Source organism: Paenibacillus peoriae, assembly GCF_022531965.1.
GTDB classification, from domain to species: domain Bacteria; phylum Bacillota; class Bacilli; order Paenibacillales; family Paenibacillaceae; genus Paenibacillus; species Paenibacillus polymyxa_D.
In genome coordinates this window covers 3,790,704-3,804,742 of record NZ_CP092831.1, presented here as the reverse complement: position 1 = coordinate 3,804,742, position 14,039 = coordinate 3,790,704, and the positions used below count along the sequence as shown (strand labels likewise).

General features: G+C 46.3%; 13 protein-coding genes and 1 other RNA gene. 12 read left to right on the top strand and 2 right to left on the bottom strand.

Going from position 1 to position 14,039, the window contains the following annotated elements:
• Positions 1-32: 32 nt before the first annotated feature.
• The 8 genes from MLD56_RS16855 to rnpB all read left to right on the top strand — a co-directional run bounded on the left by MLD56_RS16855 (position 33) and on the right by rnpB (position 7,435).
• Positions 33-509 (top strand): YaiI/YqxD family protein, encoded by a 477-nt coding sequence (locus tag MLD56_RS16855; protein WP_029517787.1) that lies wholly within the window; start codon positions 33-35, stop codon positions 507-509.
• A complete protein-coding gene (gene dnaG, locus MLD56_RS16850; protein WP_029517786.1) occupies positions 502-2,376 on the top strand; it encodes a DNA primase in 1,875 nt (624 codons plus the stop codon). Before MLD56_RS16855 ends, dnaG begins: the two co-directional genes overlap by 8 nt.
• A 43-nt stretch (positions 2,377-2,419) precedes the next feature.
• On the top strand, positions 2,420-3,553 hold the full coding sequence (rpoD, locus tag MLD56_RS16845) for an RNA polymerase sigma factor RpoD (RefSeq protein ID WP_007431230.1): 1,134 nt from the start codon (positions 2,420-2,422) through the stop codon (positions 3,551-3,553).
• A gap of 87 nt (positions 3,554-3,640) precedes the next feature.
• On the top strand, positions 3,641-4,480 hold the full coding sequence (locus MLD56_RS16840) for a hypothetical protein (protein WP_029517785.1): 840 nt from the start codon (positions 3,641-3,643) through the stop codon (positions 4,478-4,480).
• Positions 4,477-5,238: a tRNA (adenine(22)-N(1))-methyltransferase gene (locus MLD56_RS16835; RefSeq protein WP_029517784.1), complete on the top strand. Its 762-nt coding sequence runs from the start codon at positions 4,477-4,479 to the stop codon at positions 5,236-5,238. The genes MLD56_RS16840 and MLD56_RS16835 overlap by 4 nt, the downstream gene beginning before the upstream one ends.
• Positions 5,214-6,329 carry a Nif3-like dinuclear metal center hexameric protein gene (locus MLD56_RS16830; RefSeq protein WP_029517783.1) on the top strand — a complete coding sequence of 372 codons (1,116 nt, stop codon included), beginning with the start codon at positions 5,214-5,216 and terminating at the stop codon, positions 6,327-6,329. The genes MLD56_RS16835 and MLD56_RS16830 overlap by 25 nt, the downstream gene beginning before the upstream one ends.
• A 61-nt stretch (positions 6,330-6,390) precedes the next feature.
• Complete coding sequence (locus MLD56_RS16825; RefSeq protein ID WP_029517782.1) at positions 6,391-6,957, top strand: flavin reductase family protein; 567 nt, start codon at positions 6,391-6,393, stop codon at positions 6,955-6,957.
• A gap of 79 nt (positions 6,958-7,036) precedes the next feature.
• Positions 7,037-7,435, top strand: an RNA gene (rnpB, locus tag MLD56_RS16820) — RNase P RNA component class A.
• A gap of 415 nt (positions 7,436-7,850) precedes the next feature.
• Here the strand turns inward: rnpB and MLD56_RS16815 are convergent.
• The gene (locus tag MLD56_RS16815) at positions 7,851-9,071 is read right to left on the bottom strand and encodes an aminotransferase-like domain-containing protein (RefSeq protein ID WP_029517781.1); all 1,221 of its coding nucleotides are present in this window, start codon (positions 9,069-9,071) and stop codon (positions 7,851-7,853) included.
• Positions 9,072-9,187: 116 nt separating this feature from the next.
• Here MLD56_RS16815 and MLD56_RS16810 point away from each other — a divergent pair, with 116 nt between their 5' ends.
• Together MLD56_RS16810 and MLD56_RS16805 are read left to right on the top strand one after the other, a co-directional pair.
• Positions 9,188-10,663: a MocR-like pyridoxine biosynthesis transcription factor PdxR gene (locus MLD56_RS16810; protein WP_029517780.1), complete on the top strand. Its 1,476-nt coding sequence runs from the start codon at positions 9,188-9,190 to the stop codon at positions 10,661-10,663.
• 88 nt (positions 10,664-10,751) lie between these two features.
• Positions 10,752-10,982, top strand: a complete 231-nt coding sequence (locus MLD56_RS16805) for a hypothetical protein (protein ID WP_080658632.1) — start codon at positions 10,752-10,754, stop codon at positions 10,980-10,982.
• A 57-nt stretch (positions 10,983-11,039) separates the two neighbouring features.
• On the opposite strand, the gene MLD56_RS16800 is transcribed toward MLD56_RS16805, so the two are convergent.
• Positions 11,040-12,920, bottom strand: coding sequence for a S8 family peptidase (locus MLD56_RS16800; protein ID WP_029517779.1), 1,881 nt, complete (start codon positions 12,918-12,920; stop codon positions 11,040-11,042).
• A 186-nt stretch (positions 12,921-13,106) separates the two neighbouring features.
• Between MLD56_RS16800 and MLD56_RS16795 the strand changes: the two genes are divergently transcribed.
• Positions 13,107-13,613, top strand: coding sequence for a YpuI family protein (locus MLD56_RS16795; RefSeq protein WP_029517778.1), 507 nt, complete (start codon positions 13,107-13,109; stop codon positions 13,611-13,613).
• Between the two features lie 187 nt (positions 13,614-13,800).
• On the top strand, positions 13,801-14,028 hold the full coding sequence (locus tag MLD56_RS16790; RefSeq protein ID WP_029517777.1) for a DUF1540 domain-containing protein: 228 nt from the start codon (positions 13,801-13,803) through the stop codon (positions 14,026-14,028).
• The last annotated feature ends 11 nt before the right edge of the window (positions 14,029-14,039 follow it).

Genomic DNA, 14,039 nt, shown 5'->3' with positions numbered 1-14,039 from the left:
GTATTTTACTCGAATGCGGATGGGGGATGCTTATGGGGGGAACCGGAACTTTACTGGGTGTGAGGATCGTTGTTGACGGGGACGCTTGTCCTGTTAAAAGTGAAATTGCGGAGATAGCTTCCCGTTTTCATATTGAGGTTATTATGGTATCTTCATATGATCATCTCATTCAGGGCAGCAAAGGTGTAAGCGTCGTTAAAGTAGACCGAAGCGACCAAAGTGCCGATCTCTATATTGCCAATCATATCCGCCGTGGAGATATTGTAACCACCAATGATTATGGTCTTGCTGCACTTGCCTTGGCAAAAGGTTGTGAAGTGATGTCTTTTCGCGGAGCTATGTATCGAAACGATTCGATAGATTTCATGCTTGACCGACGTCATACTTCTGCCAAAGAACGGAAAAAAGGACGTTATGGAAAAGGCCCTAAACCGTTTTCATTAGAGGATCGTGAAGTTTTTCAACATAAACTGACAAAACTTTTACTTCGCTTGCAGGAGAATGAGTAACGGTATCGAATTATATTTACGTGCTAAAGAGATGAAGGTGGTTAATATGAGTGCCGGACAAGGTAACATACCGGACGATATCATTGAGTCAGTTTTACAACATCATGATATTGTAGATACGGTAAGCAAGTACGTGCATTTGACCAAGCAGGGGAAATATATGAAAGGCCTCTGTCCTTTTCATTCCGAAAAAACCCCTTCATTCACCGTGACACCGGATCGTCAGATTTTTTACTGCTACGGCTGCGGCGCGGGAGGCAATGCCATCAAGTTTATGATGGAAATCGAAGGACTATCCTTTCCCGAAGCTGTCAGGACAATGGCAGAAGAAAGTCATATCCCGCTCGGCGAATGGCAGGGACGTGATTCATCGCATCAGCATCCTGAGTTGGACAGGCTGTTGCAAGCGTATGAGTTAACTTCTAAGATGTACCATTTTTTGCTTAAAAATACGGAGCACGGCAAACCAGCTATGGAATACTTGCGCTCACGAGGATTCAGTGACAAGATCATTGATCAATTTCAAATTGGCTATGCACCCAACCGATGGGATACGATCGTTCAGTTTCTGGATAAGCGTTCTTTTGATCCCGTGGAGATGGAAAAGGGAGGGCTTATTTCTCCCCGGCATGAGGGTGATGGATATGTGGATCGATTCAGAGATCGTATCATGTTTCCCATTTGGAATCGCAACGGAAAAGTTATTGCCTTTGCAGGCCGTATACTTGGTGAGGGACAGCCGAAGTATTTGAATTCACCGGAGACCAAGCTATTCAACAAGAGCCGAACGCTGTACAATCTCCATCATGCTAAAACCTCAATTCGCAAGCTTCGCCAAAGTGTTCTTTTTGAAGGCTACGGTGATGTCATCTCGGCATGGGAAGCTGGCGTACAAAATGGGGTGGCCGCCATGGGCACTGCTCTAACAGAGCACCATGCTACGATGTTAAAAGGACTGTGCGACGAGGTCATTATTTGTTATGATGGTGACCGGGCAGGACAAGCTGCTGCGCTCAAAAATTTTCCGCTGTTGGAAAATGCGGGGCTTCACGTGAAAGTAGCGCTGGTCAGTGACGGTATGGACCCGGATGATTTTATCCGGCAATACGGCGGCGAACGATTCCAGCGCCAAATTATCGAAAGTGCTGTTTCAACGGTGAAATTTAAGCTTATATATCTGAAAAAAAACCATATACTGCAAGAGGAAGAAGGAAGAATCGCGTATTCCCGCGAAGCATTAAATGTCATTGCACCTCTGTCATCCCCGACCGAGCGGGAAGTGTATCTGCGCGAAGTGTCAGCCGAAGTCAAGGTGGATTTTGAAACCTTGAAGCAAGAATGCAATTTACTGCGTCAATCCCTGCAAAAAAAACAGAACTTTGGGGATAATAACGAAAATGGGTGGAATAATGGTAGGCATAAAAAAGGGCAGGTCTCCACACCTAATCTGTTGCCGGCTTACCATGTGGCTGAACGCAGACTGCTTCACTGGATGATGCAGGATTTAGAAGCTGCAGAGTATGTAGAAAAGCATCTGGGCGACGCCTTTAATATTGAGGATCATGCAGCAATTGCTGCTTATCTATATGCCTATTACGCGCAAGGGAAGTTACCGGATACAAGCCGTTTTATTTCATCTTTGCAAGACGACCGACTGGAGAAGAACGTAAGTTCGATCATGATGATGGATGCTCCAGGCGTATGGGCACCGCACATTTTGGATGATTATATTCATCAAGTGCGAAAATTTCCATTGCAGGAGCAACTGGATTTGAAGAGGGAAGAAATGAGAGCCGCTGAGCGCTTAGGTGACTTTCTGCGCGCAGCACAAATTGCAAGTGAGATTATAGCCCTAGAGAGACAATGAACACACAGAGGTCGGATGTTTCTAGGGAGGAGGGAGTCGAAAGATGGCGAATGATCAGCATACTGAACTGGAGACGGAACTAACACTGGATCAGGTTAAAGATCAACTGATTGAGTTGGGTAAAAAAAGTTCTTCTCTGAACTACAAAGATATCATGGAAAAACTATCGCCGTTTGATCAGGACCCCGAGCAAATGGATGAGTTTTATGAGCAGCTGGGTGACTTGGGGATTGAGGTTGTGAATGACAACGACGAAGAAGTTACCAGATTGCGTCAAAATGACGACCCGGAAAACAATGATGGGGATGATTTTAATTTCGATGACGATCTGAGCCTGCCTCCCGGTATTAAAATTAATGACCCAGTCCGGATGTACTTGAAAGAAATCGGTCGTGTACCGTTGCTTTCTGCTGATGATGAGGTGGAGCTTGCCAAACGGATCAATAACGGCGATGAAGAAGCTAAGCGCCGGTTGGCAGAAGCGAACTTGCGTCTGGTTGTAAGTATTGCCAAACGTTATGTTGGTCGCGGAATGCTTTTCCTGGATCTGATTCAGGAAGGTAATATGGGTTTGATTAAGGCAGTAGAAAAATTTGATTACGAAAAAGGCTTTAAATTCAGTACCTATGCAACCTGGTGGATTCGTCAGGCCATTACGCGCGCGATAGCCGATCAGGCGAGAACGATCCGTATTCCGGTGCATATGGTGGAAACGATCAACAAGCTGATTCGCGTATCGCGTCAACTGTTGCAAGAGCTGGGGCGCGAACCTACGCCCGAGGAAGTGGCTGCCGAAATGGAGCTGAGCGTGGAAAAAGTACGGGAAATTATGAAAATTGCCCAAGAACCGGTTTCATTGGAAACACCAATTGGTGAAGAGGATGACTCACATCTGGGGGATTTCATTGAGGATCAAGAAGCGTTGGCGCCTGCAGATGCGGCTGCCTATGAACTTCTAAAGGAACAGCTCGAGGATGTACTGGATACGTTAACCGAACGGGAAGAGAATGTTTTGCGTCTCCGCTTTGGTTTGGACGACGGAAGAACCAGAACCCTTGAAGAAGTGGGTAAAGTGTTTGGTGTTACACGTGAACGTATTCGTCAGATTGAGGCCAAAGCGCTACGTAAGTTGCGCCATCCAAGCCGCAGTAAGCGACTGAAGGATTTCCTCGAATAGAAGCGTTACATTGCGGACCTTCTGCGGCTTGAAGCGCGCAGGAGGTCTTTTTTTATCTCATGGCAGTCTTGGTGGAGGGGAAGAAGCTTGGACCAGGAGAAAAAGCGGGCAATACTGTTACATGAAATTGAGCATTGGCGGCGAAGTCGGCTGCTCCCTGAGCAATATTGCGATTTTTTGTCTAACCTGTATCGGGAGGACGAAGATCCGTCGCAGAGCCAGAACCGTAACAACACCGGGCTGCTTACATATCTTAGACACGGGCATGGGATCGCCTGGCTTCTTGGTTTTGTCATTATTTCCTGCATTTGTTTGATCGGTTTTTATTTTACCGCTTTTCCGTTGGCAATGCAAATATTCTCGGCGAGTGCAGTTACTACGATTTGCTATGGAGTGGCCGCATTTTGGCGGTCTTCTGAAAAGAGTATGAGCGCGATGTTGAGCACTTTAGGCAGTGCGATTATGTTGGGTTCGGGTGTATGGATCATTCAGCTCCATCAAGGTGAAGCTAAGGTTTGGTTTCTTTTGCTCGTAGGCCTATGCGGTGTGGTATGGTGTCTTGTGGGATTAACTTTGCGCAACAGCTTACTTCATTACTGTGGCATTGCTGGGCTACTTTTAGTGTACGCGATCCTTATAGGCCGCTTCTGGCCTACAGCAACTTTAGTGATGCTTGAGGCATTTTGGATTTTGCACGCAGTATTGTTGATCTGGTTAAGCTGGTGGGTACATCGCCGCTTTCCGCGTCTCGCTTTGGTTTATTTCGCTATAGGCATGACACTAGCATTCATGGCTGAAGCAGACACGATTATCCTGCGCCATCAAGCGGCGGGAGATGTGGTGTTTTACAGCCTACTGAAGTTGGCATTTGTTGTTGGAATTTTATTTTGGACTCGAAAAAAATGGATTACGTGGGTGACGTTATGAAACTTTCTCAACGATTACAATATATTATGGAACAAATTCCTGCCGGGAGCAGACTTGCGGATATTGGCTCGGATCATGGACTACTCCCCGTGGCCGCAGTGCGTAGTGGCAGAGTACCGCAAGCTGTGGCGGGTGAAGTCAATGATGGACCGTTGCGTGCGGCTCAAAAGCAGGTGGCCGAAGCAGGTCTCACGGATCGCATTGCGGTTAGAAAGGGAGATGGCTTGGCTGTAATTAAGGTCGATGAAGTTGATGTTATTACGATAGCCGGGATGGGTGGTGCCTTGATCGCTACCATTTTAGAGCAAGGGAAAGACAAGCTTGTTTCAGTGAAACAACTTGTTCTACAGCCTAACGTAGGAGAGGATATCTTACGCCGTTGGCTCATCGAACATCAATGGGTACTAACAAGTGAACATATTATGGAAGAAGACGGGAAAATATATGAGATTCTGACGGCAGTACCTGATTCGGTAAGCCCACTGAAACAGGATGCGCTGTATCAACCATGGAAAATTCCCGATAGTTCGCTGGTACTGACACCGGATTTGTTGATGCAACTCGGACCACTATTGGTCAAAGCACCGAATGAAATCTTTTTTTATAAATGGAAATTGGAGATTCGCAAGCTTGAGGATGTGCTGGCACAAGTGGCACGATCAGATCAGGAATCCGCACAGCATAAGCGGGAGCAATTGCGCAAGCAAATTGAACAGCTAGAGGAGGTACTTGCATGTTTGCCAAAGGACAGACAGTAATTAGCTATATGGAGCAGCTGGCTCCGAAATACTTGGCAGTTCCGGACGATAGAATCGGGCTTCAGCTGGGTAGTCTGCAAAAGGAAATCAAAAGCATATTAGTAGCCCTAGATGTTAATGATGAGGTTGTCGAAGAGGCACTCCGCATAAAAGCTGACCTCATTATTGCGCATCATGCGATTATATTCCGCCCACTTAAAGCTTTGAACACAGATCAGCCTGCGGGTAGATTGTATGAAAAACTGATCAAGAATGATATTGCTGTCTACATCAGTCATACGAATCTGGATACAGCTGAGGACGGCATGAATGACTGGATGGCAGAAGCACTGGGTATTCAAAGTGAAGGTACGCTTGAGGATGTTCACACCGAGCAATTATTCAAGCTTGTTGTTTTCGTACCCAAAACACATCATCAACGGGTACTGGATGCCATACTGGGGGCGGGAGCTGGACATATCGGCAACTACAGCCATTGCAGCTTTAACATTGACGGCTATGGAACTTTTGTGCCGGGTGAAGGCACACAGCCGTTTTTGGGTGAGCCGGGCAAAATGGAACGTAGCGAAGAGGTTCGTATTGAAACCATTGTACCGCAGGCTGTACGCAACAAAGTCATTCAAGCGATGCTGAAGGCTCATCCTTATGAAGAGGTGGCTTATGACCTGTATCACATGGATTTGCAGGGCCGTTCCTTTGGTTTGGGACGGGTGGGCAAGCTTAAGGAAACTCGCACGCTACGGGAGTTTGTCGATGTTGTGAAAAATGGCCTCAACGTGGAGCATGTACGTGTGGTGGGCGACTTGGACCGTATGATCAAAAAGGCAGCCGTGCTTGGGGGCTCAGGCAGCCGCTATGTGAATAAGTCGCTTTTCAAAGGCGCTGATGTATTGGTCACAGGGGATATTGACTATCACACGGCTCACGATGCCCTGATGGCGGGGATTGCTATTATTGACCCTGGACATAATGCTGAAAAGATTATGAAGCCTAAAACCGCAGAATGGATGCGCAAACGCTTGGTAGAAGGTCGTTATTCAACGGAAGTACATGTATCTCAGGTAGAAACCGAACCTTTTCAATTTTTGTAAAATCTCAACATCTATGAGAAAATGAAGATGCTCTATTATTTTTTTCGTAGGGAGAGGTTCTATGCGGACGCTGATAGCTGATTCTGCAATTCATGCCTATCCAGGCATGGTCGCTGTTGTTACTTCCCGCTATGAGGGGGAAAATAATGTAATGGCCTCAGGCTGGCATACCTATATCGGATCATCACCGGGCATGTATGGCATTTCACTGAGGAAGGAAACATATTCTCACGGACTGATCGAGAAAAGCGGAGGCTTTGGTATTCAGTTTCTGCCTGCGCACAGATCGGAATGGATTCAGGCTGTAGGTACCTTTAGTGGTAAAGATGTAGATAAGTTTCAGCAGTTTGGCATTGCATATGAGGATGGAATTTCAGTCAATGTGCCTATATTGCTGGAGGCTTATCTTGCTTATGAGTGTAAAGTCGTGGATATTCATACCTATGGAGATCATGATTGGATCGTCGGTGAAATACAGCAGACCTACCGAGATGATGAACTGTTCCTAGATGAGGACGTTCCTGATTTTAGTAAGCTTTCTATCCCGCTATACGTGGGAAGGTCTGCTTATTATGTGGCGGATGATTCATTGCAGAGAAAGGTACATCCGTTTTATTTGGGCAAGTAAACAGAGATCTATACGTTTTACAATATTTTCAGGGTTGTATCATGCGCGCGTTCCCTGTATACTATGTAATGTTGTTCGGAAAGTTTGACAGACAATCGCTGGTGGCGTAAGCCGCGAGAGGAAAGTCCGGGCTCCATAGGGCAGGATGCTGGATAACGTCCAGTCAGCGCGAGTTGAAGGATAGTGCCACAGAAATGGACCGCCGATGGCCGCTTGCGGCACAGGCAAGGATGGAACCGAGGTGTAAGAGACCCCGAGGAACGCTGGTGACTTCGTTCCTGGTAAACCCCATCTGGAGCAAGACCTAATGGGACACAGCTTCTTCGCGAAGCAGCCTTAGCCCGAGGCGTGTCTAGGTTGGTCGCTGGAGCTGGATAGCAATGTTCGGCCTAGATAGATGATTGTCGCTTGTAGTGGGAGGGTAGTTCCCGTCTGTACCACGAATAGCACAGAACCCGGCTTACGGAAAACTTTCCCCACTGCAACACCTTAAAAAGTATGAATTTAACTTTTGTAAATGACCTGTTTGCATGAAAGCCTTTAATCCAAATGTATTTATTGAATTAAAAAGGGTGTGTCATATTCCTGTGGGAATGATGGCACACCCTTTTTAACATACCGTACTTACGCAGATATAGTGCATTCTTAGAATGAAGCCCCCAGCATAATTACTGTGGGCTTTCATCCTAATTTTTACTTCTCTACCGTAAAACCGTTCGAGAATGAGGCACGTAGTCAGCGTAGCAAACGCATTTGAATCTACGGAGGCGAGGCGTACATCTTTGTCCCAGATTCCAACATGCTATTCAAATTCCAAACGAATCAGAGGGAACAGCGATCGTAAAATCAAATGATTCGTGAAGCGGCCTCACGTACGTGTCCTGCCAACTCCATCATCGCACGCTGTTTACAACACTTTCCTCTGTGTACATCTTCAGTGCCCGATCCAATCGGTCAACTGCTTTTGGAAGCAAGGAAGGATCCGTATGCGTGAAGTTGATTCGCATATGGTTGCTGCCACTTAGGTCAGCATAGAAGACTTGTCCAGGCACAAATGCCACTCCTTCCTGAATTGCGAGTTGCAGCAACCGATCAGAACGGAATCCCTCGGGTAAAGTAACCCACATAAACATACCGCCAAGTGCATCATTCCAGGTGATTCCTTCCCATTGGCGTTCTTTCATCAGCGACGTGAGACGTAGCATACGAGTATGGTACTCAGCAGACACAGTACGAATATGTCCGTCCAAGTCAAAAAAGTCCAATAACTCATTCAAAGCACGTTGATCAATACTGCTGGAGTGCAGATCGGCAGATTGTTTGGCATTGGCGACTTTAACGACAATCGCTTGATTAGCTACCAGCCAACCAGATCGAACACCAGGAGCGACGGTTTTGGAGAATGTAGAAGTGTACATCACATGACCATCTCCACCTAGCTGTTGATCGATTGAGAAAAGGGATGGAAAGTTAAGGTTTTCGTCAAATTTAAGACGTCCGTAAGGATCATCTTCAAAAATCAAAGTGCCGTATTTACGGCATATTTCAACAACGCCTGTTCTTCGTTCCATACTCCAAACACTTCCTGCCGGGTTGGAGAAGGTTGGGATGACATACACGAATTTAGGCTGATGTTTTTTGATCTTGGCTTCAAGATCTTCTAATCGCATACCGTTAGAGTCTGTATCTACACTTACAATGTTGGCACCATAGGAATTAAATACCTGAAGAGCTGCCAAATAAGTAGGGGACTCCACCAATACAGTATCCTGCGGATCGAGCAATACACGCGAAACCAGATCAATGGTCTGCTGTGAGCCCGTCGTCATGATGATGTTATCTCTGGTGACGGAGATGCCTTGGGATGACATGATTGCTGCAAGACGTTCCCGTAGAGGAATGTAGCCCTCGGTTAGGCCGTATTGAAGAGCGGTAGTACCGCCGAGGCGAAATACCTGCTCATAGGCTTTAGCAACAGCTTCGATGGGGAAAAAGGCATCGGCAGGAAGGCCGCCTGCCAGAGATAACACATCTGTTCCCTGTGTCAGCTTTAAAATGTCCCTTACCATGGACGAGCCCTGAGTACGAGCCATACCCGAAAATTTGTGTTCCAATCCAATCATCTCCTGTGTTCTATACTGTACTATGAAATTTGTTGTATTATATCGATAATGAAGTATAACAGTAAACGTCTAAATGTAACAGTTGATTTTTGGAGGGGACGGTTCCGATGCATATTGATCTCAGCCGCAATAGCAGTGTTAAATTATATTTACAGATTGCCAAAACATTAGCAGATCGCATCCAGTCTGGACTGTTGCCTCAGGGCACAAAGCTTCCCTCTGTCCGTCATTTGTCCAGTTTGCTTGCGGTAAGTCCCGTAACTGTAAGCAAGGCATATGCTGAGCTGGAGTCTATTAATCTGGTTACCTGTACACAGGGAAAAGGTTGCTATGTAGCAGAGCCTTCGGTAGCTGTTCAACGTGAGGGAGCGCAGGATTTGTCATGGCAAATGTCGCTGATCGATTATTTGCCACGCGCACAGTTATGGAGAAACTTTAACCATAGCAGACAGGTTCCCTATTCTTTTCATATAGCAGCAATTCAACCGGAGCTTCTTCCTACACGCGAAATCATCGCTGATACTCAACGTCTATCCTCTGGAAATCCTGATGCAATGGCAGCATACGGTACTTTTGAAGGTGATTTAGCGCTGAGGGAAGTGTTTGTAGATCACCTGAACGAACGTGGCCTATGCACTGTTGCAGAACAGCTGCTCGTGACCAGTGGTGCCCAACAGGGCATTGACCTGGTGGCACGTACTTTTGTTGGTTCTGGAGATGTTGTCTACATGGAGGCTCCTACATATACGGGGGCCATTGATGTATTTACCAGTCGTGGTGCCAAAGTAATTATGATTCCGATGGATGAGCAGGGCATGCGGATCGATATCCTCACGCGTCTTTGTGATACTCATCCCCCAAAACTGATCTACACGATACCCACCTTTCATAATCCTACCGGAGTAACTTTAACGACGGCCAGACGCACACAATTATTGGATCTAGCTCAAAGTTATCATTGCCTCATTGTTGAGGATGATCCATTTTCTGACCTCTACTATAAAACAAAGCCGCCACTCTCTATCAAGGCACATGATCAATCCGGACATGTGATATATATCAAAAGCTTTAGCAAAACCGTTGCTCCCGGCTGCCGTATAGCTTGTGTAGCGGCCACTGGCAGTGTAATGGATCGTTTGGTGGCTGCCAAGTCTACTACGGATTTGGGGAGCCCTCTATTAACGCAAAAAGCGCTATTGCCCTTTATCAGGAACCGTCTTGATCGACATCTTGTCTGGTTGCGGGAACAAATGCGGGATCGGTTGACAGTCGCATTGTATACGCTCCAGCGCTATGCTCCGCCAGAGGTTAGCTGGTATGCTCCCGAAGGCGGCTTAAATGTGTGGATTAAGCTTCCTCCTAATGTTGATATTCCAGAATTGGAGCGGCTGGCTGACCGAGAAGGCGTTTCCTTTTTACCTGGTGCAGTGTGCTATGCAGGTGGTATGGACAGTAATCATATCCGTATTTCTTTTTCGTATGTGGACAAGGAAACACTTATAACAGGTCTTCACAAACTGTGCCGTTTGTTGGGCGAACTGCTTGATCATTCGGTCATTGTTGAACGGAAGCCTATTTTATAAGGGATATTTGTATTAGGGGGTAAACATCCAAGCACAGCACATGCCTTCTTAATATGCTGTACTAATTCACCGAAAGGAGTTGCACATTATGAGTCATTGCCCTTACGACCCGATCGTGTGCCCGCCGATCCAATTTGTAAATCATCAATTTTTCCCACAAGTCGTGCCTGTGGTTCATCCAATTGAAATTGTTAATCAGACGCACATTGTACCTGTACCACATCACGTATTTCCGGTGAGTATAAAGGATCCTGGAGAACCTTGCTGTCATACTCGCAGTCATAGCAAGCGTCCTGTTCGCAGCAGTTCCAAGCGTTAATAAAGCCCAAAAAAGCAGCCATGGAGCAACATGGCTGCTTTTTTCCAATAAGGAATCTTACGTTTCCAGTTTCTTCAAAATAGATTTTAACTTGTCACTTAAATGCTGTGGATAGAATTGCAAAGGAACATATGGACGTTGTGCTGCTTTCAACGCTTTATACACATCAATTTGACCATACCCGAAATATTTGTCATGCCCTGGTGTGCCCAAGTCAATTACGCTGCTTCTCATTAAATCCATAACCTCTTTGTTGGTCAGATCGGGGTTAACGGATCGAATCAGTGCAGCAAGTGCTGATACATGGGGACTGGCCATTGAAGTGCCCGACAGTGCAGCATATTGATTCCCTGGGTACGTACTGGCAATACTTGCACCTGGAGCCATGACGTCTACATAATCTCCATAGTTAGAAAAGGATGCACGGTGCATAGAAGAATCTGTAGCGGAAACGGCAAACACTTCAGGATACGCTGCTGGATACCCAGGCCGTTCCGTATTGTCATTGCCTGTGGCTGCAATTAATACGACATCTTTATCATAGGCGTATTTGATCGCATCATGCAAAAATTCAGCTTGTGCGTAATTGCCCAGACTTAAATTGATAACCTTGGCACCGTGATCAGCTGCCCAGATAATACCTTCTGCAACCGAGTAAGTCGTACCGGAGCCGGATTGGTCAAGTACCTTGATCGGCATGACTTTGTTGTACCATGTCATGCCAGCGACCCCCTCACCATTATTCACGAGGGCAGAAATGATGCCGGCGACGTGCGTTCCATGACCGACGTCATCATAAGGCTTTTCAGACGGGTTTACCACGTTATGACCTAAAAGGATTTGACCTTTTAGGTCGGGGTGATCCAAATCTACTCCCGTATCTACGACAGCGACAATTACGTCCTTGCTGCCTTTGCTTAATTTCCAACCTCGGTTGGTTTCAGTTGCCGGCAGATTCCATTGATAGCGGGAAAAGAGCAAATCATTGGGAATAGAGCTGTCCGCTTTGATAGGTGTGCTCTCATTGGTTAGATACATATAGTGAGGTTCCGTATAAAGCGGGTTCCACTTTCTTGAAAAATATTGCTTTAGCTCTTTAAAGTTCATCTTATCCGAATGAAATACATAGGTATAACCAAGCTTGCGGCCTGGCGCACAGTGTAAATCTGCTGCAATTTCCTGCAGTTGTCGTGAATCAGGATTATGATGGAAGCGAACGACAATTTCATTTTCAAAATAATGGCTTGCATTTTCGTTGTCGTGGCCCGTCTTGACAGTAATATCGTGCAATGTGTCGGGATGTACGGATTCGATTTTGTAGCTGCCTTCTTTTGGATAGGGAATCAAACGCAAATTTTTCCGCTGATGCTTCTCCACGTCACGCAATACTTGCTGACTGACCAGAGCAGCAACGCCGCATGTTCCGTCAGCCGATGGTTCTGCCATGACAAAATATTTACCGCCTTCAGCCTGAAATGCAGCAGATTCGTAGGATTTATTTTGCATGACGGAACGGCGAGCCGCAGCCAAGCTGCTTTTAATTTGAGGATGACTGAGCAGACGAGTTTGTGCTTTGCTGCCCGTGTAGGTGTTCGTATTCCCGTCGCTTGTGTGAATCCACTGTAACGTATGAAGATGACTGTGCGATTGCTGTAGCGTGCGGGTAAATTCCCTTTTCTGATCAGCAGTTTTACCATCAAGTTCCCGCATCACGTACTGAATATCCTGCCTTGCATCCATGCGTGTGAGGGTATCCGTAGCGGACAGGTCCAAAGCCAACATTCCTTTTTTGAGTTGCTTCTCTTGCTGTGGCACCATCTTGGCCGTATATTCGGGCTGCGGTGTATGGCGGTGATCACGGGAAGGCAGCATCAGTGTGATGAGAAGCACCCCGGCAGCTGCTCCTAGCAGGGGTTTTAACCATTTTCGCCGAGACATGGGACCGTCCTCCTTGAGAATTCATAAATTTATGGTTTAGCGTGAGGAGGTTGGCATGTTTTTATACCTTTCAATGCTTATTTGTGGTAGGATAAATACTGAAAATTACAGCTCTTTCGGTTAGAGGGGACTATTTTCGGGTAACCAAATTGATGAACAAGCAACAAATAAGGGGGAGCTGCCTTGATGTCAGCAGTCAACGTACAAAAATTATGTGAGTCGGCGCAGGAGAGACTGAAAACTGCCGTGAAACGGGTGGAAACATTCCTCAATGAGCATGCTCTGCCGCAACTGGCTGCAGATGGCAATGAGGAGTCCGTGCTCTTTTACAAAGGCTTTTTGTCGGATCTCCGTCATGTCCTTGTTTTTTCCGAAGTATCTTATGAAAAGTTGGGTGTGGCTTTACGCCGTGCCAATTTTGACGTCGATTTTGCGGAAAAGGCATTGTATAACGTTTACCATGACTGCGTGAACAGCTTTTTTTATCCCAAAAATGAATCTTACGCAGAGGATGGACGCTATGCGTATACGGGACAAGATGCTATCCGCTTCCGTAAAACGCCAGTGCCAGCCGCTCGCGAAGTGATCATGGACATTACGAAAAATTTTGAAGAATTGCGTGATGATCTGACTTATTATGAAAGTGACTATTTGACTCAGCGCCGGATGCAGACTCGCCGTACTCATGCATAAAGCATTCAACGGGGAAGATCATTTCTAATCAAAAACTAAAACAAGACAAGCAAGCCGTTTTCTACTTGCTTCCTGCCATTTTGGAGGAGGTGAAGGAAGCGGCTTTTTTCGTATGTCACCAACTGCCATATACCATAAACGCATAGGTGCGGGATAGCGGGGGGACAATGAATCCGAGGTGATGATCATGAGCCAAGAGGCCAAGCCAATCGTTAAGTGTAGCGTAGCCAATTGTCATTATTGGGGAGAAAACAACTTGTGCAAGGCAGATTTGATCATGATTGAAGTTGATGGTCATGCCGGAAAGAAATTTAAAGAAGAATATGCGGGGGAAAGCTTCAGTTCAGAAGAACGTGATAAGGCCGACACGTCAGCCGCAACCTGTTGCCACACTTTTAAACCGAAGTCCGTGTAAATTTTATTACG